The sequence below is a fragment of the Patiriisocius marinus genome (assembly GCF_008974325.1).
GTDB lineage: Bacteria > Bacteroidota > Bacteroidia > Flavobacteriales > Flavobacteriaceae > Patiriisocius > Patiriisocius marinus.
Genome location: NZ_BKCG01000007.1, coordinates 94332 through 117377, shown reverse-complemented (window position 1 = coordinate 117377; position 23046 = coordinate 94332). Strand labels below are relative to the sequence as shown.

At 33.3% G+C, this 23046-nt stretch carries 20 protein-coding genes and 1 tRNA gene; 7 read left to right on the top strand and 14 right to left on the bottom strand.

What is annotated here, in order from left to right:
- Positions 1–47 precede the first annotated feature (47 nt).
- Positions 48–1880 carry a sodium:proton antiporter gene (locus tag GBH57_RS12560; protein ID WP_151674846.1) on the top strand — a complete coding sequence of 611 codons (1833 nt, stop codon included), beginning with the start codon at positions 48–50 and terminating at the stop codon, positions 1878–1880.
- A gap of 53 nt (positions 1881–1933) precedes the next feature.
- On the top strand, positions 1934–3190 hold the full coding sequence (locus GBH57_RS12555; RefSeq protein WP_151674845.1) for a hypothetical protein: 1257 nt from the start codon (positions 1934–1936) through the stop codon (positions 3188–3190).
- 49 nt (positions 3191–3239) lie between these two features.
- On the opposite strand, the gene GBH57_RS12550 is transcribed toward GBH57_RS12555, so the two are convergent.
- From GBH57_RS12550 to GBH57_RS12500, 13 genes are all read right to left on the bottom strand, one after another.
- Complete coding sequence (locus GBH57_RS12550; RefSeq protein ID WP_151674844.1) at positions 3240–3524, bottom strand: DUF2188 domain-containing protein; 285 nt, start codon at positions 3522–3524, stop codon at positions 3240–3242.
- A gap of 232 nt (positions 3525–3756) precedes the next feature.
- On the bottom strand, positions 3757–4068 hold the full coding sequence (locus tag GBH57_RS12545; protein ID WP_235904715.1) for a response regulator: 312 nt from the start codon (positions 4066–4068) through the stop codon (positions 3757–3759).
- Positions 4069–4153: 85 nt separating this feature from the next.
- Complete coding sequence (locus GBH57_RS12540) at positions 4154–6055, bottom strand: sensor histidine kinase (protein ID WP_151674843.1); 1902 nt, start codon at positions 6053–6055, stop codon at positions 4154–4156.
- 175 nt (positions 6056–6230) lie between these two features.
- Positions 6231–8003 (bottom strand): FAD/NAD(P)-binding protein, encoded by a 1773-nt coding sequence (locus tag GBH57_RS12535; protein ID WP_151674842.1) that lies wholly within the window; start codon positions 8001–8003, stop codon positions 6231–6233.
- A gap of 38 nt (positions 8004–8041) precedes the next feature.
- Positions 8042–8260, bottom strand: coding sequence for a hypothetical protein (locus GBH57_RS12530; protein ID WP_151674841.1), 219 nt, complete (start codon positions 8258–8260; stop codon positions 8042–8044).
- A 14-nt stretch (positions 8261–8274) separates the two neighbouring features.
- On the bottom strand, positions 8275–8403 hold the full coding sequence (locus tag GBH57_RS16315; protein ID WP_262714260.1) for a hypothetical protein: 129 nt from the start codon (positions 8401–8403) through the stop codon (positions 8275–8277).
- A gap of 11 nt (positions 8404–8414) precedes the next feature.
- Complete coding sequence (locus GBH57_RS16125) at positions 8415–8567, bottom strand: hypothetical protein (RefSeq protein WP_162851994.1); 153 nt, start codon at positions 8565–8567, stop codon at positions 8415–8417.
- A 414-nt stretch (positions 8568–8981) separates the two neighbouring features.
- Positions 8982–9055: transfer RNA gene (locus GBH57_RS12525), tRNA-Asp, on the bottom strand.
- Between the two features lie 181 nt (positions 9056–9236).
- Entirely contained in the window at positions 9237–10166 is a 930-nt protein-coding gene (locus tag GBH57_RS12520) for a DUF58 domain-containing protein (protein ID WP_151674840.1), read from the bottom strand.
- Positions 10167–10268: 102 nt separating this feature from the next.
- Positions 10269–10820, bottom strand: a complete 552-nt coding sequence (locus GBH57_RS12515; RefSeq protein ID WP_151674839.1) for a ClpP family protease — start codon at positions 10818–10820, stop codon at positions 10269–10271.
- A gap of 247 nt (positions 10821–11067) precedes the next feature.
- Positions 11068–11385 carry a thioredoxin gene (trxA, locus tag GBH57_RS12510; RefSeq protein ID WP_151674838.1) on the bottom strand — a complete coding sequence of 106 codons (318 nt, stop codon included), beginning with the start codon at positions 11383–11385 and terminating at the stop codon, positions 11068–11070.
- Positions 11386–11578: 193 nt separating this feature from the next.
- On the bottom strand, positions 11579–16039 hold the full coding sequence (gene dnaE, locus GBH57_RS12505; protein ID WP_151674837.1) for a DNA polymerase III subunit alpha: 4461 nt from the start codon (positions 16037–16039) through the stop codon (positions 11579–11581).
- Positions 16040–16314: 275 nt separating this feature from the next.
- Positions 16315–17154, bottom strand: a complete 840-nt coding sequence (locus tag GBH57_RS12500; RefSeq protein WP_151674836.1) for a DUF6252 domain-containing protein — start codon at positions 17152–17154, stop codon at positions 16315–16317.
- A 198-nt stretch (positions 17155–17352) separates the two neighbouring features.
- On the opposite strand from GBH57_RS12500, the gene GBH57_RS12495 reads away from it, so the two are divergent.
- The 5 genes from GBH57_RS12495 to GBH57_RS12475 all read left to right on the top strand — a co-directional run bounded on the left by GBH57_RS12495 (position 17353) and on the right by GBH57_RS12475 (position 22180).
- Positions 17353–17907, top strand: coding sequence for a 30S ribosomal protein S16 (locus tag GBH57_RS12495; protein WP_151674835.1), 555 nt, complete (start codon positions 17353–17355; stop codon positions 17905–17907).
- 12 nt (positions 17908–17919) lie between these two features.
- Positions 17920–18447 (top strand): ribosome maturation factor RimM, encoded by a 528-nt coding sequence (rimM, locus tag GBH57_RS12490; RefSeq protein ID WP_151674834.1) that lies wholly within the window; start codon positions 17920–17922, stop codon positions 18445–18447.
- A gap of 53 nt (positions 18448–18500) precedes the next feature.
- Entirely contained in the window at positions 18501–19166 is a 666-nt protein-coding gene (locus GBH57_RS12485; RefSeq protein ID WP_174844037.1) for a tRNA1(Val) (adenine(37)-N6)-methyltransferase, read from the top strand.
- Between the two features lie 103 nt (positions 19167–19269).
- Positions 19270–20913 carry a peptide-N-glycosidase F-related protein gene (locus tag GBH57_RS12480; protein ID WP_151674832.1) on the top strand — a complete coding sequence of 548 codons (1644 nt, stop codon included), beginning with the start codon at positions 19270–19272 and terminating at the stop codon, positions 20911–20913.
- Positions 20914–21001: 88 nt separating this feature from the next.
- Complete coding sequence (locus GBH57_RS12475) at positions 21002–22180, top strand: acyl-CoA dehydrogenase family protein (RefSeq protein WP_151674831.1); 1179 nt, start codon at positions 21002–21004, stop codon at positions 22178–22180.
- 94 nt (positions 22181–22274) lie between these two features.
- Here GBH57_RS12475 and GBH57_RS12470 read toward each other — a convergent pair whose 3' ends face one another.
- Positions 22275–22973: a hypothetical protein gene (locus tag GBH57_RS12470; RefSeq protein WP_151674830.1), complete on the bottom strand. Its 699-nt coding sequence runs from the start codon at positions 22971–22973 to the stop codon at positions 22275–22277.
- Between the last annotated feature and the right edge of the window lie 73 nt (positions 22974–23046).

Below are 23046 nucleotides of genomic sequence, written 5' to 3'. Positions count from 1 at the left end.
AAGAGTTATGGAAAGTTAGAATATTTTTATTTTAACTAAGCATAACTATGACACTACCTATCATTTTGGTATTCGCTATTATAGGAATCACCGTTTTACTTTTTGTAACGGAGTATTTTCCTATTGATAAAATTTCATTTTTTATCATTGCCACTTTAGTCCTCACCCAATTAACTACACCAGAGGAAGCAATAAGTGGTTTTTCTAATCCTGCCGTAATTACTATTTTATCGTTAATGATATTAGCTGTAGGCCTCGAAGATAACGGTGTTATTCAATGGCTTACTGACGCCATAAAAAAACTTAAAGTGTTACCATTAATATTACTCACTCCAGCCTTTATGGTCGTGTCTTCAGTAATTTCATCATTTATTAGCACAACTGCTGTTGTAATCATTTTCATTAAAATAATTACCCAATTAGCTGAACGGTATAACTTTTCGTCAGCTAAATTACTGATGCCTATTTCGTTCGCAGGTATATTAGGAGGTAGTTGTACATTAATGGGCACAAGCACAAACCTTTTAGTTAATTCAATTGCTAAAGATGCTGGCGTAGAAGCTTTTGGTTTTTTTGAATTTAGCTTATATGGTGGTGTTTTTCTAATTATTGGTATTGTTTACATGACTATAGTCTCACGCTTTTTACCTAAAGATCCTAATTCAGATTTACAAGAAAACTACGAGATTGACAATTATGTATTTACTCTAAAAATCCCGAATATTTCCGAAGCAAGTGATGAAGCATCAGATTTGATAGGACAAACTATCGCTGAAGTAGATTTTATAAATGAAGAACGCGCTGTGCCTTTAAAATTGATTAGAAACAAAAAAGTAATTAATGCGCCAGGAAAATATATTGAGCTAAAAGAAGGTGATAATCTAGTTTTAATGAGTAGTCTAGAAAGTATTTCTGAAATTGTAAATAAACATAAACTTGTCATTAACGAGAAACGAAGAGAAGCACAACAAGAAGAATTTGGCGATGGTGAAGACAGTAATAAAAGTGATATGACTTATGTAGAATTACTGATATTACCTGGGTCCAATCTAATAGGCAAAACGCTGAAAAGAATTAGAAAAATGTCGCTTAATGGTGCTTATCCCATCGCTATAAAAAAACGTAAAAACATTCGCAATACTGCTGAACGAATGATTCGAAAAAACATTCATGAAATTAATCTAAAACCTGGCGATAGACTTTTAGTTGAATTACAAGAACAACGAATTGCTAAAATGTATGAGCTACAAAACATCGCAGTACTCAATCAACATGAATACACACCAGCAATACCTAATAATCGTAAAGTTACAGCGCTTATAATCTTAATAGGAGTTATTGTATTAGCTGCTACAGGTGTTTTATCAATACTAGCTGCATCGATTACAGGAGTTGCTGCTATGCTATTATTTAAGCTTATTTCATTAGAGAATATTTACCATAGAGTAAACTGGCAAATCATTTTTTTACTTGCAGGGATGATTCCATTAGGTATGGCTATGAGTAACAGTGGTACTGATGCTTGGATAAGCGAATACCTACTTAAACTATTAAACGGACAGACACCTTTAATAATTATAGGATTAATATTTGGTTTTACTATGGTGCTTTCTGGTTTTGTTAGTAATAATGCTACTGCAATTATTATGACACCTATTGCTATTGCTCTAGCTACAGGTTTAAACCTGGACGTAAAACCTTTTATTCTTGCGGTTATGTTTGGAGCTAATTTTAGTTTTTTCACTCCTGTTGGTTACCAAACAAATACTTTAATCTATGGAACAGGACTCTATAAGTTTAAGCATTTTTTGATAATTGGAGGGGTGCTTTCATTCATATTGTGGATTACAGGTACTGTACTATTAACTAATCTATTATAAGTTTATTATGATTAAAAAATGGTTGTTTTAGTAACTTTGTGAAAAATTGACATATGAAGTCCCAAATCTTTATTTATTTATTTTTAATATTTTCCATATCTGCGATTGCTCAAGTTGGTATCAATACAAATGACCCTAAAGTTAGCTTGCATGTATTAGGAGTTAATGACGAAGGTGCCGTAACTGGAGAAGATGGTATTTTAGTACCTCGTGTAAGCGATTTAGCTATAGACGGAACCGAAAATGGCCAACTCGTTTTTTTAATTGCTGATATAACTGATGGGGCTCCCACTCCTACAGTAATAATGGCTAAAGGATTTTATTTCTGGAACGAAGCTGATTCTGTTTGGTCTGCAATTGATACAGACACATCAGAATGGACTTACGATGCGTCAAACACATATACATTTGCTAATAGACCTAATACAAACTCAAATAACATTGTTGTTACAGACGATGCTGCTGTTTACATCAATACAGATTCTCCTACAACTGCTACGCAGGTATATGCTTTAGATAAACTATTTGTAAACGGTTCTACAACCATAAATGAAGGAACTTTAAGAGTACTTAGAACTAACTTAAATTCCAATGCGAATACATTTACTATGATTGACATCTCTGGTCTTGCTGGATATGGTCCTAAATTTACATACAGAATGGCTACCCAAGGATTTGCAGGAACTAGAGAAATGGGAGGAATAGTTGCTAGGTTAGTTGACAATAACGATGTTACAAGATCTTCTAAAATGGACTTTTACACCTACAATGCTAATACTCCTAATTCAGGTTTTCAATCTGGAATAATGATTAATGACAAAGGAAATGTTGGTTTGTTTAAAAAAGTTGATCAAGACATTCCAAGTATTGATGCCACAAACAAACTTCACGTAAAAGATCTATCGAGTGACCCTTTACGCGTTGAAGGACTTAACGCATCTACCTCAACTGGAGACAAAACCCTTGTAATAACTAGTACTGGAGTTGTTAAAACAGCAACATCTTCTTCATCATATTCAGAAACTACTTCAGGAGTAGATTTTATTGCAACAATGGATAATCACACTATTAGAGTTGTAGACAATACATTAAGTGTTAGACTACCGGCTCCCAGCGCGGCTAATGCAGGTAAAATATTTGTGTTAATTGGAATGACAACAAACACTACATTAGTGCCTATCCAAGATGCTATAGGATCTCCTTTATCAATTACAGATGATGTTGCGGGTATACCTTTAACAGTTATTGCAGCCTCGACAAGGTACACAATTCAAAGTACAGGAACTGAATATATTGTTATTGGCATTTAGGTTTAAACCGAAATATTCAAAATTTAATAATAGGTAATTTGTAACAAGATTAATCATAATTTATTCGATCTCTTATTGTTCCGTCTGCTCTATGAACAATAACATCTGCTTTATGTTTTCTAGCGATTGTTTTGGCTTTATTTATAGCGGTTGATTGCTTTCTATGCTTAGAGGTGATTCGTTTATTTCCTTCACGGCGTACCGCCCAATCATCCTCATACGGCACAACATGTTGATGCCAAGTACGCTTACGCTTATTCATACTGTCTAAAATAAGCTCTATAAGCTCTCTTAAAATGTCTTTCAGGGATCGTTTAGTCGTTGTTTTAGGCATTCTGATATTTTGTATTAGTAATGAGAATTATTACTGTAATACTGTGTTTAAATAATTTTCAATAAATATAAGTATTAGTAATTAAAGTAGAATTGGATTATTTAATAACAGAAATAGAAACTTTAATATTTCCGTAGATAGTTATAGCTATAACTACTACTAACTAAAAAGTCCACACGTTTAAAACATGTGGACTTTTTAGCTTGGATTAAGGTTCAATATTTTTTAATTATTACAGGAAGTTATTTTCTGCAATCTCCTGCATAATCTCTTTTACTTTATCTGTTGAAATTGGCTTAACCACAAAGTTACTTACCATACCATATTTTTTAGAGCGCTCAATATCTACAGGGTCAATGGAAGAACTTACTATGTAAATTATAATTTTTTTATCGACTTCAATTTGAGTAAAATTATCTAGAAATTGCCACCCATCCATAATAGGCATATTTAAATCTAATAATATCAAATCTGGTAAATCCTCACCGGAGTCTATAATAGATTTTAATTTTCGTAATGCTTCTTTTCCATTATTGAATATCAAGAAACCGTTGCAGAAGTTAGCTAATTACATCATTCGCTTAGCTCCATAAACAAATATTGGATCATCATCTACAATACAAGCAATATCAATTTTTTTCATTTTGCAAATATATGTTAAAAGTAGTTCCTTTCTCAACTTCACTTAATACTTCAACCCTTCCGCCCATTGCTTCAATTTGGTTTTTAGTAATAAACAACCCCAACCCTCTAGCATCTTTATGTTTATGAAATGTTTTATACATCCCAAAAAGCTTTTCGCCGTGAGTATTTAGGTCAATACCCATACCATTGTCTTCTACACTTAGCACTATAAATTTATCTTTTCGCTTTGCGTTAATGGTTACAACAGGATATCTATGTGCAGATTGATACTTAATTGCATTAGTTAAAAAGTTCAAAATAATACTATCAACATATGCTGGAATTGCCGACACAATAAAACTGTCATCAACTTTATTAATAATAGAAACTGAATCATCTAATATAACAGAGTTGATATTAGAAATTGCTTTTGTAACATAGCTACTTAAATCTAGATTTTCAAGATTTAGCTCAGTTTTGGTATTTAAAACAGCAACCTCGTTTAGGTTCTGCACAGTTTCATCTAATTGCCCAACAGCATCCTTAAGTAAAGGAAAAGTTTCTAATTGAGTGAGTTCTGGCGTATCAATTTCCATCAAGTCTAACAACATCTGTAAATTACCTGAGTGCGATCTTAGATTATGCGAAACAATATGAGCAAAATTTAATAGACGGTTGTTTTGGTCTTTTGTGATTTCAAGTAAATTAGTCACCTTTTTATTTGCCTTTTTTATAGTAGAAATATCATTAATTTGAGTTACAAAATGTATTGGTTTCCCTTCATCATCTTTAACAACTGAAACCGTTAAATTAGTCCATATAATTTCACCATTTTTATGGATATATCTTTTCTCAATTTTATAATCGTCTAGATTTCCTTCAAGAGCCTCCTTTAATAAAACCTCATCATCAACTAAATCTTCTGGGTGTGTAAAGTCTTGATATTTAAGTTTAAGAAATTCTTCCTCTGTGTAACCAAGCATATTACACAAACTCTTATTTACTCTCAACCATTTAGTATCCATACCTACTAATGCCATCCCTAGCCCAGCAAAGTCGAATGTTTTTCTAAATTTTTGCTCAGTATTTGAAAGTTGTTTTAAAACTTTATTTTTTTCGTCGATATCTTGAAACACACCATAAACTCTTGTACAAACACCTTTTTCCATCACAGGAAATCCAATAGATCGAACCCACTTTTCAATGTTGTCATTTGTTACAATCATCAATTCCTCGTCAAATGGCTCTCCTTCAGTAACACATTTATTGAACAAGTCATTGATTTTATTTCGGTGTGTGCCTTCTTTATAAAAGTTAATAGCTGTTTCTAATACAGGTGAATAATCATCCCCCAAACCGTGAATTTTTTTTGTAACATTACTCCAGCTTATAGTATTATCAATAAGGTCAACTTCCCACGTTCCTATTAAAGCAACTTCATTAGTTTTGTTTAGAAGTTCTTCATATTTAATAGATAGAAATTCTTTGTTTTTCTTTTCTGAAATATCCTGAACATAACCCACAAGCCATTCGGGTTTATTATTACTAGTATAACTTACTATTTCACATTTATTTTCAATCCAAACCCACTCTTTATTTTCGTGTAGAATTCTAAACTCGAAAGTTTTATTTTTAGGAAGCTTAGATGTGAATGGAGGTTTTAAGAAATCAAAATTCGATTTTTCACGTGGATGTACTAAGTCTAGAATAGTATCTAAGTGCTTAATTTCCATAGATAATGAATTATATCCTATTATCTGAAGTAATGATTCATCAATAATTAGCTCTTCAGTACTAAAATTATACTTCCAGATACCAATAGATAGCAAAGACAACAGCTTCTCTTGTATTAGAGAATCAGTGACAATGTCATTATTTTGTATTATTTGTGAGCTAACTTTTTTCATTAAAGTGGGGTTTAATTAAAATGATAAGTAGGCTTTTTTCATTATGGCGATAAAAATAGACCATACAACAGATATAATCTAATTCTAATTCCTGTTTAACATAAAGTTGGGGTATTTTTGTGATAATTATCTATAAACAAACCATTTGACAATTTATTCAACAGATACTGAAGTATTAAAACCGTCTTGATACAATTCCTTTTGCCCAATCCTGGGTTTCAGGACTAAAACATTCTAAAATTGCATCAGTACCCAAAACACTTCCTTTAGCGTTCCTACCTACAACTGAAATGGAAACAACCTCATCATTATCTTGTGGAGATATCATTGTTGCGTCAGGTCGTGTAGCCACACCTAAGTCATTAACTACCGATGTAATTAAATTCTGTTTTTTTAAACTATCAAAAATTGGGCTATCAAATTCTTTCAAAATCGGACTATCCATAACCGAATTACACATCATACCCGCTATAACTTCTTTATTGTTTTCAAATTCATTTTCAATTTTCCAACCATTTGAGACTGTTGTGACTTTTGGATCCGAAACGTAATTTAAGTCTAAAATCGAAGCCTCACTTAAAGCTATAAGTTGTAAAATACTTTCAAGTGGCGGTCCGTAAGAATATCGCTTTGTGCTTTGATCTAAATCTACAACGTCTTTCATAAGCTCACCCCTAATTCCACTAAAAGCAAAGAGCCTATACAAAGTGGGTTGAACATGACGCCACACCTGCCCTATTGTAAAATCTAATGATGGTTTGATAGTTCCCCTAGCCATTTCTACAGTTTTCCTCATATAATCAACCGTGGGTAACTTTGTATCTAAAACGAGTCTATGTGTTGTTTTCATATCGCCCAACCACTTTTTAGCCACGTAATTAATTTCATCTTCAGAGCAATTGGTGTCTGAAATTTTAATAAACAACTCGGTTACTATTTCAGAAAAAGGAGTGATAATAAAGTCTAAATTTTCACAATTTTCAGGTTGTGACAATGCATTCCGAAGGAATAATTCAAATGTGTTTAATTGCTGTATAGATGGTTTAAATAGATCGTCTACAATTCTTCCATATGGTTTTGGCACACAAGGCAAACCATCAAAACTATACGGCACAATCTTAGAAACGCAGCCCTTTTCAGCACAAAATTCTAAGTAATTAGAATTTTCCTTCTCTTTAAAATTTCCGAATTTATAATTAGTTAGTTGTCTAGTAATATCTAACATTGAAAGCCCGAAACCTTTTATCGCAACAACAGTATTAGACATATCATCTTGAACAAATGTAGTTTCGTATGGATTATGAATATATTGAACATCATTATTGGTACTATGCTCTTTAAATAGCTTTGTCTCCTCGCTATCTCGTGTTGAGGTATGACCTAATGTTAGTAAACACTCTTGTACTTTGACAGCTCGTTCAATTGTATTAATAATTTGAAAATCGTTCTTGTTGATTATAGAAATCACTTTTTCGCGATAAACTGTCAGTATATCATTTTTGATTAAAATAGCACATATACTATTTGAACGTTCATTAAGATAATTACCCATTTGCGAACGTGGAGGATAAAAATCTTTATTACCGTCTGTTTTTTCAACTTTGTTGTTTTCTAGACACCATTGTGTATATGAAGGAAATGAAGGGATTTCAACATCATTAAAATGTATAGTTTCACGTCCTTTCAAATTTTGCAAGGCGTGATCTGAAATGTTAATATAGTTGGTTTTAGGTTGGTCTATATTCCAAGCTTTACCAGTACCTAGGTTTTTAGAGGGTTCAAAAACATAAAGTTGTAATTCATTAGATTTAGATTGATTACTAACTTCTAAAATTATATTTTCTAAACAAGCTAGTCCTCTAGGTCCAAATCCTATTATCGCTATCTGTATCATTTGGTATTGATTAGTTGTATATAAAAGTTGTCCTTTAATTACAAAAACCTGCACATATAGTACAGGTTTTTAATTATTTATTTCTAAAAACATTAATTATTATCGCGTTGTCCAGAAGGAGATTCTTTGTCATTACCTTTATTATCATATCCAGCTGGATCGTTAGATTCAGGCACGTCTTTAGTATTCTTTGAACCTTTAACATCTGGATCTGTTTTAGCATTAGGTTCTCCAGGATAGTCTTGATTCTCTATGTTTTGTTCGTTTTTCAAGTTCTTTTTTAACAAGGGCGCTTTTTTAGTATTGCTCATATTATAGTTTTAAATTATTGGACTCTTGTTCTTTCGTCTTGATTTCCGTATTGATTTTGATGTTTCTCCTTTTGAGGCCCCTTTATTCTATCCGGATTTAGACTTTCTTGTTTATCTGTATCTTTCTTATTTTTATCTTCCATAACTTATTAATTTAGGCATTATCTCTAGGTTTGTGTTGATCGCGACGCTGCTCCACTTGATGATTGATTTCACGACCATCAGCTTCATTAGCTTTTTTATTTATTGCACTATCCTTTTTCGAGGTTAACTCGTCTTGATTTGGTGTTTTTTCATCTGTACTCATTGCTATAAAATTTAAAGTTCACATAAATATACTTGTCATATCAGTAAGCTCATAGAACATTAATATAGATTAACACTAAATGTTAAATCAACGCTAAAAGGATAAATAATAGAGAGATAGCTATTTAAAAATTAATAAAAAATCAATATTTTAATGAGTACTTTATTAATAAATTTATAAATAAAAATGGGCATTAGCGAGCCTTAGAAAGCCCTGCACATAATAATAAGTAAGATTGTTTCTGAAATATTAAGGGATTTGAAAACTGCCCTAAAACAAAAAAAGCCCACCAATCATAAGATTGATAAAGCTTCTCATCGGTCTAATTTCTTAAACCACAAGTTACATTTAAGTAACTCAACACAACATCTTTATTTTGATTTAAACCACTTTAGAAGTGTTATCAAAAAGTTGCGGTCTGGACGAGACTCGAACTCGCGACCCCCTGCGTGACAGGCAGGTATTCTAACCAACTGAACTACCAGACCGTGCTACTATTTTAAAGACTTTACTAGCATGTCTCTGCTTATATTGCTACAAGCGAGTGCAAATATAAAACTACCTTTGATATCTACAAACATTTATTTTAAAAAAATTCAAAAAAAAATAAAAAGATTTTTTAAAATATTCAAAACTAACAGAATACAATAAAAATAATTTTAAAATATATTATCCAAACTTACCTCTTTCAACCAAATATGTGGTCAAAATAGCATTAAAGCTTTCATTAATATCTACAGGAACGTATTTTATTCTATACTGTCCACATTTTACAGCAAGCTCATCGAAGTAAAATTGAACTGCTGCTTCGTAGTTTTCCTTTACATTATCTGCATATACATTTACATGTTCTCCAGTTTCAACATCTATAAAACGCTTTGGGCGATTGTTAAAATCAAACTTTAATTCCTTCTCTTTATCATAAGTGTGAAATAAAACAACCTCGTGCTTATTATATTTTAAATGCTGTAAAGCTTCAAAAAGCTTCTCTTCTTCTTTATCACTTTGAAACATATCAGTAAACAAAAACACTAGGCTTCGTCGTTTTAACTTTTCAGCTATTAAATGTAAATGACTGTATGTTTTTGTCTGTACAGAAACACGTGATTGTGATATTGCATTATTAAGATTACTTAATAATTGTTGATGATGACGTTCGCTTCCTTTTTCACTTGCGTAGTATTCATATTCATCACTATATATACTCATCCCTACTGCATCACGCTGCCTTTTCATTAAATTCATAATAGCAGCAGAAGCAAGTGCAGAAAAACCAATTTTATTTAAATGATGAATATCCATCTCTTTCATAGAGGGATAATGCATAGAACTACTGTTATCTAATATTAAATGACAACGTAAATTAGTTTCTTCTTCATAACGCTTGGTGTACAACTTATCAGTTTTGGCATATAATTTCCAGTCAATATGTTTAGTACTCTCACCATTATTATAAATTTTGTGCTCAGCAAACTCAGCTGAAAACCCGTGGAAAGGGGACTTATGCAAACCAGAAATAAACCCCTCAACAACTTGCATCGCTAAAAGCTCCAGATTTTTAAAACCTGTAATTTCATTTATTTCTTTTTCTATATTCATCCTTCGGGATAGTTTTATAATAAATTGCTAAGTGATTTTAAATAAAACCACTTAGCAACATCTTTTTATTCTAATCTATTGGTAAATTTATTGACTAATAAATTATTCCATTATTCCATCAACAATACCATACTTTACACTCTCAGCTGCATCCATCCAATGATCTCTTTGGAAATCCTTCATCACTTTATCGAATTCGAGTCCGCAGTTTTCAGCTAAAATTTTTGCACTAACTTCTTTAGTTTTTAAAATTTCCTGAGCCGTGATTTCGATATCACTTGCTTGACCTCTAGCTCCACCACTTGGCTGATGAATCATCACTTTAGCATTAGGCTGTATAAAACGACGTCCTTTTTCTCCTACTGAAAGTAAAATACTTCCCATAGAAGCAGCAAGACCTGTACATATAGTAGAAACTGGACTTTTAATATTTTTAATAGTATCGTACATTGAAAAACCAGATGTTACATAACCTCCTGGACTATTGATATACAATTTAATTTCTTCGTGATTAAGCAAATCTAAATACATTAATCTATCAACAACGTGACGCGCACTTTTATCATCTACCTGACCCCATAAAAATATGGTGCGGTCATCTAATTGTTGTTGCTCTATTCTATCTTGAACTTTTTGTTTTTTCTCTGTACTCATTTCTTATTTCATTTCTACGCTTGCTTTAAATCAAGCCATTAATAGTATGCCTAAATAGACAGTCAAATTCATATTATTCGTTCAAATATACTAATTTTAAGTCCTATAATGTTATTAAATATCACAGGCTTCAATCAGTAAAATTTCCGAAGTTTTAAACCTACTCATCAATTTTTACTCCTTAATTTTAAACCAAAAAAAAGACTCGACATATTGCCGAGTCTTTTTTACTTTATGTGATAGTCGATTATAATAAACCGTCAATCGCTTCAGCATAAACACTTTTCTGCGCTACACCTACTTGACGACCTACTAATTCACCTTTATGAAAAACTAATACTGTAGGAATGTTACGAACTCCGTATTTAGCTGCAAATTCTTGGTTTGCATCTACGTCCATTTTTCCAACAATTGCTTTTCCTTCGTAGTCATTACTTAGTTCATCGATGATTGGTCCTACCATACGGCAAGGTCCACACCAAGCTGCCCAGAAATCTACTACTACTGGTTTATCACTATTTAATACTGTTTCTTCGAATGTTGCGTCTGTTATTTCTAATGCCATTTTTTTTAAATTTTGATTTCCTACTTGCGGAGGAAATAACGTTAATAAATCTATACACAAAAGTAGTCAATTTTTGTTCCAAACCTTACAACCAGCATATTAGAATCGTCGATAGACACATCAACTATTTTTATAGCAAAGCCAAAATTTTAATACGCAACAAAAGTGAAAACAATTTAGTTGAATTTTACATTTAGTTCAGTCGCCATTTTATTTGCTGCTCATCTAAAGCCTCAATGAGCTCATTAGATATTTTAATTTTATGAGTCCTACTTGGCATTTGCAACTTCACTTTTTCTTCCATTTGATATATGGTAAAGTATAATGGACGATCACCTTTATGAGCCGTTAACGTTTCGGTAAGAAATTTTAATTCTTTTTCTTGTAATTGCTCAATAGGCATTTGAAGGGTCAATTTTTTAGCATTGCTCTCCATTACATCGTGCAACAATTGCATGCCATTATATTGCATTCTAGGCTCACTTTTCTTTCCTGTATCGCGATTTACCCAACCGTCTTTAACATAAACTCGGGCGTGTATAAAACTATTAGGAACTAAAAAGTGTCGAAGTTTTAAATACTCCTCGCCAAATATTTTGAACTCATAACTATCGTTATAATCTTCAATCGTAAATATTGCCCAACCTTTACCCTGCTTACTTTCACGATGCTGGACATCACTTACTACTCCTCCAAAACTAAGCTCTTTACCTACATGGCGTTCCAGTTCATTAAAATCGGAAACTTGACAATTTGTAAATGAGCGCATTTCAATTTTAAAATCATCTAGCGGATGTCCGGAGATATAAACACCTACAACTTCGCGCTCTTGTTTTAGTTTTTTCATTGTACCCCAAGTTTCACAAGGTGGCACAACTGGTTCAGGAATTTGGACTTCGCTACTTCCACCAAAGAGGCTTACTTGACTGCTATTTTCGGTTTCTTGATATTTTGCAGCATACTTTAACACCTTTTCAAAAAATGGAGTCCCATCTCCCTCATCGTGCATATACTGTGATCGATTATGCTCAAAACTATCAAATCCTCCAGCTAGTACTAGATTTTCAAATGCTTTTTTATTTGCTGCTCTTAAATCAATTCGTTTTGCCAAATCAAAGATTGACTTATATCTTTCTTCTTTTCTATTCTCAACTATTGTAGCGACAGCTCCTTCACCAACCCCTTTAATCGCTCCCATACCAAAACGAACAGCTCCTCTATCGTTTACAGAAAATTTGTAAAAAGACTCATTTACATCTGGACCTAAAATCTCAAGCCCCATTCGTTTACATTCTTCCATGAAAAATGTAACCTGTTTGATATCTCGCATATTATTACTCAATACCGCAGCCATATACTCGGCTGGATAATGCGCTTTTAAATAAGCTGTTTGATAAGCAATCCAAGCATAACACGTAGAGTGCGATTTATTAAAGGCATAACTTGCAAATGCCTCCCAATCCTTCCAGATTTTTTCTAGCTTTTCTGCATCATGACCATTCGCTACTGCATTTTTAATAAAACGCGGTTTCATTTTATCAAGTACTGCTTTCTGTTTTTTACCCATTGCCTTACGCAATACATCGGCATCACCCTTACTAAAGTTGGCTAATTTCTGCGAAAGCAACATCACCTGCTCTTGGTATACTGTAATACCGTATGTTTCCTTCAAATATTCCTCCATTGCTGGAAGGTCATATTCTATATCTTCTTCTCCATTTTTACGTCTAATAAAACTTGGAATATACTCTAAAGGTCCAGGACGATACAAGGCGTTCATTGCAATTAAATCTGCAAATACTGTAGGTTTCAATTCTTTCATATATTTCTGCATTCCGGCAGATTCATATTGAAAAATCCCTACTGTTTCCCCTCTCTGGAATAACTCGTATGTCTTTACATCATCCAGCGGAAAAGTATCTGGATCAAGTAATATATCGTGTTTATGTTTTACAATTTTTACTGTGTCCTTAATTAAGGTTAAGGTTTTGAGACCCAAGAAATCCATCTTAAGTAATCCAGCACTTTCAACTACACTGTTATCAAACTGTGTAACATACAAATCACTATCCTTTGCTAATGCAACTGGAACATAATTAGTTATATCTCCCGGTGTTATAATAACCCCGCATGCGTGTATTCCTGTATTCCTAACAGATCCTTCAAGAATTTTTGCTTGGTTCACAGTCTCAGCTGTTAAATCCATTCCATCACTAAGTGCTATTAATTCAAGCACCTTAGGCAACTCATCACTTCTAAATTTACTTCGAAGTGTTTTCTCATCCATTGCGAAGATCTTGTTAAGCTTCGTCATGTTTGGAATTAACTTAGCAATTCGATCTGCATCACTCAAAGGTAAATCTAGTACTCTAGCAGTATCACGAATAGCAGATTTTGCGGCCATGGTACCATAGGTAATAATTTGAGCTACTTGGTTTGCACCATATTTCTCAATAACGTAATCCATTACCCTGCTTCGACCTTCATCATCAAAGTCAATATCAATATCGGGCATACTTACACGATCTGGATTTAGGAAACGCTCAAAAAGCAAATCGTACTTTATAGGGTCAATATTTGTAATCCACAAACAATAGGCAACTACAGATCCTGCTGCAGATCCACGACCGGGACCTACCGAAACATCCATATTTCGGGCTTCTCTAATAAAATCTTCTGTTATTAGAAAGTATCCTGGATACCCTGTTTTTTCAATTACATCTAGCTCAAAGTCTAAACGCTCCTTAATTTTAACTAGCTCTTCTTTTTGCTCTTCAGTTTCTTCCTTAAAGGCATCATATCGTTTCTTTGCACCAATATATGTTAAGTGACGAAGAAATTTATTTTCCCCTCTATTTCCACCATCAACTGCATCTTCAGGAACTTCAAATTCTTTTGGAATATCAAATTTAGGCAGTAATACATCTCGTTGTAAACTGAAAGGTTCTATTTTCTCTATAACATCACTAATATTTTGAATAGCCTGTGGAAGATCTTTAAATAAAGACTTCATTTCGTCTTGCGACTTAAAATAATATTCTTGATTTGGCAATCCATAACGATAACCCCTACCTCTACCTATAGGTGTTGCTTGCTTTTCACCATCCTTAACACAAAGCAATATATCATGAGCATTAGCACTTTCCTTTTCTATATAATAAGTATTATTAGCAGCAATTAACTTTACGTCGTGTTTTTTAGAAAACTGCACTAACGTCTCATTAATCCTATCCTCATCTTCTTGGTTATGGCGCATTATTTCCAAATAGAAATCATCACCAAACGCTTCTTTCCAATAAAGCAAAGCTTCTTCAGCTTGCTTCTCACCTATGTTCAATAACTTGCTTGAGATTTCACCATACATTCCACCAGAAAGTACAATTACATCCTCTTTATATTCTTCAATAATTTTCCTATCAATTCTAGGTACATAATAGAACCCTTGTGTATATGCTATACTCGAAAGTTTCGCTAAATTATGATATCCTTTTTTGTTTTTAGCAATAAGAATAATTTGATAACCATTATCCTTTTGACTTTTATCTAAGTGATTTTCACATACAAAAAACTCACAACCAACAACAGCTTTTAAATGCGTAGGTTTCTCAGGTTTATCTGGCACTTCTCCATCAAAATCTGTTGCCGTATCATCCACAGCATCATATGCCGCTAATGCCTCCTTATAAGCATCATCAAGACTTTTATTATAATTATTTACTGAACGTGTAAAGTGAAAGGCACCCATCATATTCCCACTATCAGTAATAGCAACTGCTGGTTGATTATCTGCAACTGCAGCATTTACTAGATCTTGCGTGCTAGATGTAGATTGTAAAATGGAATATTGTGAGTGGTTGTGTAAATGAGCAAAAGGAACATCTTCAAGATTTGCAATGTTTTCTTCAAGCTCTTTCGTTGAAATCTCATCAACTATTTTAGTTGCCTCTAACTGCTTCCTAATTTTCTCTGAAGCCTTTTTAAGGTTGATGTGTTTGAGCCCAATTATTTCAATTTCTTTTGGGTTTTCCTTGCTGAAATTTTCAAAATAATCTGGCTGTACATCAAGCTCTTCAATGGTGTATAATTGACGACGTACTAATTCTAAAAAACAACGTGTAGTTGCCTCCACATCTGCCGTAGCATTATGCGCCTCTCCAAAACCTTCATTGAATAAAAAGGTATGCAACTCTGTAAGTGTTGGTAATTTAAATTTACCTCCACGTCCTCCAGGAATTTGACATAATTGTGCTGTAGTTTCAGTACAAGTATCAAGTACAGGAAATTCGGGAAGCGGGTTTTCTATTCCTAAACGTAAAAACTCGGCTCCCATAATATTGAGATCGAACCCAACATTTTGTCCTACTAAAAATTTAGTTTTAGTTAATGCCTCTTGAAACTTCGTCATCATTTGATCTAGCGTAACACCTTTTTGTTGGGCTAGCTCTGTTGAAATTCCGTGAATTTTTTCAGCATCGAAAGGAATATTAAATCCCTCTGGTTGTACTAAATAATCTTGATGCTCCATAACGTTACCCATTGCATCATGCAGTTGCCAAGCAATCTGTATACAACGAGGCCAATTATCACTATCTGTTAACGGCGCGTTCCAATTACGTGGCAGTCCAGTAGTTTCAGTATCAAAGATTAAGTACATAAATAAATATAGAATTAAAGAGGATTGAGCAGCTGTATCACTTCGGAAATTTTAAGAATTTAACACCTCCTAAAGTGATTGAAACTTTAATATTTCCGAAGAAAACAAACAGAGACTGCTCTTTGTAAATGTAATAATTTCTACTTTTTTATTCTGTTAAAAGTTATGTTGAGTTGTTCACAGTTTTACACCAAAAAAAAACGTTCAGAATAAAAATCCTGAACGTTTTAGTTTTATAAATACTCAATCAAATGAGTAATAAGATCACTACCTTATTATTGATATGTTACATTTAAACTTGCACTATCAATTATGTGATTATCTGTAATAAAATTGAAAGTTATTTTAATTAGTCTCGCGTTTATGTTATGACTTAACACAATGAAGTTACCTGTATTTGCCTCTTCAGTAACCATTGTTTCTAGATTAGTATACGAAGCACTAAATCCTTCTGCAGGTAATGGGTTTTGTCCTACCCCAGCCGTTACAGGTACTCTAACAACAATTTTCTCATCAGGATCAGTTGCAGTAATTACAATTTGATCTTCATTAGCCACCGCCGTTATACAAATATTTAATCCTTGAGACAAAGTGTGGTCATTATCAATAAGCGCTACAAAATTTCCAGCGTAACAAGTTATCTCTGGATTATCGTTTATATCTTCTTCTGTTTGCTGAATGTATGGAACTTCAAAAAAGACACCGTTTCTTACATAAATGGTATCTAAACCAGCGATAATAGCGTCAAACTCAAACGAACCATATACTTTTTGGTTAGCTTGATCTAGTCGTGTAATTACAACTTCACCTTTACCATCAGGGTTGGTATTATATGTAAAACCACCGGGAGTAGTAAACTTAGCGTAGTTTGGACTATCGTCACCTAAGCTATAAGTTCCAGCGGTAGCACTAGAAAGACGCAGTGTCAAATCATCACCTGTTGTTAAACCTGTTATAGTCAAATCACCATCGAGACCTCTAACAGCTTGTGCATCGATCGCTCTATACAACTCATTATTAATGACTCCCTGCAATGCAGGACGATTATCTTCAATATTCTCAGAACAAGATGCGAGAATTAAAGTAGCAAAAAATAAGTATAATAACTTTTTCATAATAAACGGGGACATAAATAGGTTGTGCAAATGTATAAAATTTAATACAAACGATTGAATTACAAAGATATTTTACAGTATCTTTGCAGACCCAAAATCAGATTATAAGTGTCAGTTATCGAAAACTTTATCTTAAAATCCTCATTGGGAAACAATTTATAATTAAAACCGAAGTCGCGTACTTCAAAAATTAATTCTATGCCTGTAAAAATTAGACTACAGAGACACGGTAAAAAAGGGAAACCTTTTTACTGGATCGTAGCGGCTGATAGCCGTTCAAAAAGAGATGGTAAATACCTTAAAAAATTAGGTATCTACAATCCAACAGTAAACCCAGCTCAAATCGAACTAAACATCGATGAAGCTGTACAATGGCTTCAAAATGGAGCACAACCTACGGACACAGCTCGTGCTATCCTTTCTTACAAAGGAGCAATGATGAAAAATCACTTAGCTGGTGGTGTACGTAAAGGTGCTTTAACAGAAGAGCAAGCTGAAGAAAAGTTCAATAACTGGTTAGAAGAAAAAGCGAAAGCTGTAGATTCTAAAAAGTCATCTCTTTCTGATGCTAAAGAAAAATTAAAGGCCGAAGCTTTAGCTGCTGAAAAAGCAACTAACGAAGCTCGTATTGCTGCACAAACTCCAGAAGTTGAAGTTGCTGTAGATGCGACAGAAGAAGTTGAAGCTTTAGAGCAAGCAGCAGAAGAAGGTGCAGCAGCAGCGGACACTGAGGTAGCTAAAGAAGACGAATAAAACTGAAAGACTATGCAAAAGAAGGACTGTTTCTTCGTAGGCAAGGTCGTTAAAAAATACAGTTTTAAGGGCGAACTCCTTATCAAACTAGATACTGACGAACCCGAACTATTTCTAGAAATGGAATCGGTTTTTGTGGAACAACACAAAACACTGATTCCATTTTTTATTGAGTCAAGCTCACTTCATAAATCTACACTTTTACGTGTTCAGTTTGAAGATTGCTATGACGAAGAAAGTGCCGATGCACTTATAGGTAGAGAGCTTTTCCTACCACTTACGTTTCTTCCCGAACTAGAAGGAACTAAATTCTACTATCACGAAATTATTGGATTTACAGTTATCGATAAAAATTTTGGAGCAGTGGGAACTATAACTGCAGTGAATGATCACACAGCACAGCATTTATTTGTAATTGACAGAGATGGTACCGAAATACTTATCCCTATTAACGACCAGTTTATTTTAGAACTTGACAGAGCATCTAAAACTATAACAATGGATGTTCCAGACGGATTGATTGAATTGTACCTATCGTGAGTACCCACCCTTTTAAATTTAAAAAGTTTACCGTTAATCAAGACCAATGTGCTATGAAAATAGGAACAGATGGTGTGTTAATTGGAGCTTGGGCATCCCTTGAAAACTATCCCTCAAATATTTTAGACATTGGTACAGGAACAGGAGTAATTTCTCTGATACTTGCACAAAGAAGCAATGCTGAAAATATTGAAGCTGTTGAAATTGATGACAACGCTTTTGAACAAGCAACGTCAAATTTTGAAAACTCTCCTTGGGGAGATCGCCTATTTTGTTATCATGCGTCAATTCAGGAATTTGCCACAGAAATGAGCGAGGAAGAACCTTACGATCTTATAATAAGCAATCCGCCATTTTACACAGAAGATTATAAAACGAATGACAAAGCAAGAGATACCGCTAGGTTTACAGACGCTATGCCATTTCAACATTTAATAGTCTGTGCAGCACATTTACTTTCTGAAATTGGAAAGTTTGTTGTAATTATTCCTAAAAAGGAAGAGGTTGAGTTTCTTAAAATTTCCGAAGAACATCATTTACATCTTCAAAAAAAATGTAACGTTAAAGGAACAAAATCTTCACCTATTAAAAGAGTTATGTTAGAATTAGGATTTGACAAAATCACTCCTAATACTACCACTTTGACTATTGAAATTGAACGTCATAAATACACCCCAGAATATATTGAATTAGTTAAAGACTTTTACCTTAAAATGTAGTTTTAAAAGCACGTTTTATAGATTTTTCATTCCATTAAATTACCTGAATTTTTGAGAGTTGTGAAAAACTATAGAATCAGTATCTTTATGTAAAACTTACTTTATGAAAAAAGCTACATCTCTAGTTGCAATTGCAGTGTTTTTTACAACTCTCTTTGCAAATTCAATTTTCGCACAATCAACATCAATCACTGTATTTGATGAAGTACTATTCTATGACGGCTATGCCGGATTAGTAGACGAAGCAGATTTATACGAACCTATGCCACCTGAAGTATTAAGACATAGTAACTCTAATTATGCTGTAAAATTGACCGCAGACCAGTTAAGTGCCATTGGTAATAAACTTACACTGGACGTTACATTAAAAGCAGCTTGCGATAACTATGATAGAATTGCAAGAGTTTACCTTGCAATGGTTCCAACAGGACAAGCCACGTATGTTTCATCTGAAGTTGATAGAATTGAAATCTCAAGATTTATCACTCCATTTATGAATAAAAATAACGCTCCAATGGAGGTGCCATTTACATTTACAATGGACAATGTTGCTGAAATATTAAATGACCCAACTTTAACTGCTCAATATGATTTCTGGATGGAACTTGATGTTTTTGGAGTACCATATGCAGCACAAACACAAGTTGCTGGTTGTGATGGACGAATAGACACTTTTTATGGCACATTAGTTTTAACAACTGAAACAGATAGTAGTCAAACATTTCCAAATGACAATTTTATCCTTCCACTCTTAGACAATTATCAACTAAACAATTATAACGGAACAGATGTCCCTGACGAAACAACTAAAATTGTAAGTTTCACTTTAGACCAAGCTGTTGAAGATTTGAGCTTATTCTTAATAACTTCAAATCACGGAGCAAATGCTGGTGGTGAAGAATATGAACGAAGAGATCATTTTGTTTATTTAGACAATACACTTGTTAAAGAATACATTCCTGGAGGAAAATCATGTGAACCTTGGCGTCAATACAATACACAAGGAAATGGAATTTATTCTCCAAGCCCAAGAACAACTAGATTTTGGCTATCATTCAACAACTGGTGTCCTGGCGATGTAATTCCTATTAGAGAAATAAGCCTAGGAAATCTTGCTGCAGGAACACACGAAATCAAAATTGATGTCCCAGATGCACAGTTTGTAAACGATGAAGGATATATTCCTGTTTCAATGTACCTCCAAAACAGAACTAGCTTCCAGCCATTATGTGTTGATCCAACTGACTTTAATGGTTATCAAACAAATACTGACGGAGATATACTTGTAGAATGGATGGAAAATGGAGATGCAACACAATGGGAAGTATTATACGGAAGAACCAGTCTTATTAATGATGAAACATACATTATCGTAAATAGCACACAAGAACTTATTGACGTACCACAAGGCGGATACAACAGTTTTTATGTTCGCGCATTATGTGATAGTGATTTCACTAGCAATTGGGTTGGACCTATAAATATTCAAAACATATTAGGTACAAATAATAATGCTTTTAATTCATTCGAATTTTATCCTAATCCAGCAAGCAACAACGTAAACCTATCTGCCAATAACATTATTGATCAAGTATCTATTATTGATCTTTCTGGGAAGCAATTACTCAATCAATCAATATCACAAACAACTGGAACTATTAATATTGAGAATATACCAAGTGGTGTGTATTTTATGAATGTTTCAATTGAAGGAAGCATTAAAACACACAAATTGATAATAAAATAGTTCTAATTTTATCCTATTATTTAATGGCTAAAAGTTAATTTTACAAAACAGTAAAAGAGACTTTTAGCCATTATTTTAAAAAAAATATATGAAACCCGATTTATTTGAAGCTCCAGATTATTATAACATTGATGATTTATTAACTGAAGAGCATAAACTTATTAGAGATGCTGCCCGTTCATGGGTAAAGCGCGATGTTTCTCCTATTATAGAAGAAGCTGCACAAGAAGCTAAATTCCCTAAAAGTATTATCCCAGGTTTAGCTGAAATTGGTGCTTTTGGACCATACATTCCAGAACAATATGGTGGAGCAGGACTTGACCAAATTTCATATGGTTTAATCATGCAAGAAATTGAGCGTGGTGATAGTGGTGTTAGATCTACCGCTTCTGTTCAATCTTCACTTGTTATGTACCCAATATGGAAGTACGGTAATGAAGAGCAACGTACTAAATATTTACCTAAACTTGCTTCAGGTGAGTGGATGGGATCTTTTGGACTTACTGAACCAGATCACGGTTCAAACCCAGGAGGTATGGTTACAAATTTCAAAGACAAAGGAGACCATTATTTATTAAATGGTGCTAAAATGTGGATTTCAAATTCACCTTTTTGTGACGTTGCTGTAGTCTGGGCTAAAAACGAAGAAGGAAGAATTCACGGTCTTATTGTTGAACGTGGAATGGAAGGCTTTACAACTCCTGAAACACACAACAAATGGTCTTTAAGAGCTAGTGCAACTGGCGAACTTATTTTCCAAGATGTGAAAGTACCTAAAGAAAATTTATTACCTAACAAATCTGGTTTAGGAGCTCCTCTTGGATGTTTAGACTCTGCTAGATACGGTATTGCTTGGGGTGTAATTGGCGCAGCAATGGACTGTTATGACACAGCATTAAGATATTCAAAAGAGCGTATCCAATTTGGAAAACCAATTGGTCAATTCCAATTACAACAGAAAAAATTAGCTGAAATGATTACCGAAATCACAAAGGCTCAATTACTTTGTTTACGCTTAGGTCAATTGAAAAATGAAAACAAGGCAACTTCTGCTCAAATTTCAATGGCAAAACGTAACAATGTAGATATGGCATTAAAAATTGCACGCGATGCAAGACAAATGCTTGGTGGTATGGGAATCTCAGGAGAGTATTCTATAATGCGTCATATGATGAACCTAGAAAGTGTAGTTACTTACGAAGGAACTCACGACATTCACTTACTAATTACAGGATTTGATATTACAGGATTGAACGCTTTTAAGTAAGCCGAAATTTTAATAATTTTAAAAAGCGCTCATACATTGGGCGCTTTTTTTATGCCGAAATATTAGAAATATCTATAATTACCAAGAAATGATATTAATCCATTTCTATTAGTGTATACTTTTCTGAGATATTAGGTGATTTTTCTGATGAAATACTAATTTCCATTGGAAAAGTATTTGAAACTAATTTAGTGAGATTAATTACTGAATGAATAGGTAAATTAATTTGATTAGTGACATACATTTCATAAATCGTGTTTCCAAAATCACTATCATTTTCTTGAAGGATCAAGATTAGTTGGTAACAATCATATCCATTTATTTCCTTTCGATTATCTCTATTTTCAATTAATTCGTATAAATGATTTTCAGCGAAAAGATCATGTTTTCTGTAATTCCAAGATTTTAATTTATCATAATAATGCAGAACACCACTATTTTTATGGATCATTATATAATCACCCAGCATAACTCCATCTTGCGTTTTATGTCGCCAGATGGAGTCCTTAATAATCTCCAAGTGAATATTTACTATTGGGGTTTTGGTTAAAAAATCTGTCATCTGCATTTTCAGAAGATTGTTAATAGCTAATAAATCATATCTGTTTTGATTATACTCAGTGTCTATTAATGAGTCGGTTTTCGTATCTAAACTTATGATTCCTTCCTCATTAGAGAACATTTCCTTTTTGAACACAAATGTTTTGGGCTGAGAAATTGAGTCATTCACTTTTTTTGAAATTGAGCAACTTGTGAAAGCTAATAAAAAGAAAAGATGTAATGAAGATTTCATTTTCATAATAAGTTTTTCATATCAGCTAATTTTGTAATTTTTAGAATTTAACTTGAATTCTATTTACATTACC

Coding starts and splice junctions, on each gene's coding strand:
- GBH57_RS12550 (WP_151674844.1), bottom strand. CDS start 3,524: ATGCCTAAAACAACGACTAAACGATCCCTGAAAGACATTTTAAGAGAG.
- GBH57_RS12495 (WP_151674835.1), top strand. CDS start 17,353: ATGCCTGTAAAAATTAGACTACAGAGACACGGTAAAAAAGGGAAACCT.
- GBH57_RS12480 (WP_151674832.1), top strand. CDS start 19,270: ATGAAAAAAGCTACATCTCTAGTTGCAATTGCAGTGTTTTTTACAACT.
- GBH57_RS12485 (WP_174844037.1), top strand. CDS start 18,501: ATGAAAATAGGAACAGATGGTGTGTTAATTGGAGCTTGGGCATCCCTT.
- GBH57_RS12500 (WP_151674836.1), bottom strand. CDS start 17,154: ATGAAAAAGTTATTATACTTATTTTTTGCTACTTTAATTCTCGCATCT.
- trxA (WP_151674838.1), bottom strand. CDS start 11,385: ATGGCATTAGAAATAACAGACGCAACATTCGAAGAAACAGTATTAAAT.
- GBH57_RS12475 (WP_151674831.1), top strand. CDS start 21,002: ATGAAACCCGATTTATTTGAAGCTCCAGATTATTATAACATTGATGAT.
- GBH57_RS12520 (WP_151674840.1), bottom strand. CDS start 10,166: ATGAATATAGAAAAAGAAATAAATGAAATTACAGGTTTTAAAAATCTG.
- GBH57_RS12555 (WP_151674845.1), top strand. CDS start 1,934: ATGAAGTCCCAAATCTTTATTTATTTATTTTTAATATTTTCCATATCT.
- GBH57_RS12530 (WP_151674841.1), bottom strand. CDS start 8,260: ATGAGCAATACTAAAAAAGCGCCCTTGTTAAAAAAGAACTTGAAAAAC.
- rimM (WP_151674834.1), top strand. CDS start 17,920: ATGCAAAAGAAGGACTGTTTCTTCGTAGGCAAGGTCGTTAAAAAATAC.
- GBH57_RS12470 (WP_151674830.1), bottom strand. CDS start 22,973: ATGAAATCTTCATTACATCTTTTCTTTTTATTAGCTTTCACAAGTTGC.
- GBH57_RS16315 (WP_262714260.1), bottom strand. CDS start 8,403: ATGGAAGATAAAAATAAGAAAGATACAGATAAACAAGAAAGTCTAAAT.
- GBH57_RS12515 (WP_151674839.1), bottom strand. CDS start 10,820: ATGAGTACAGAGAAAAAACAAAAAGTTCAAGATAGAATAGAGCAACAA.
- GBH57_RS12540 (WP_151674843.1), bottom strand. CDS start 6,055: ATGAAAAAAGTTAGCTCACAAATAATACAAAATAATGACATTGTCACT.
- GBH57_RS12560 (WP_151674846.1), top strand. CDS start 48: ATGACACTACCTATCATTTTGGTATTCGCTATTATAGGAATCACCGTT.
- dnaE (WP_151674837.1), bottom strand. CDS start 16,039: ATGTACTTAATCTTTGATACTGAAACTACTGGACTGCCACGTAATTGG.
- GBH57_RS16125 (WP_162851994.1), bottom strand. CDS start 8,567: ATGAGTACAGATGAAAAAACACCAAATCAAGACGAGTTAACCTCGAAA.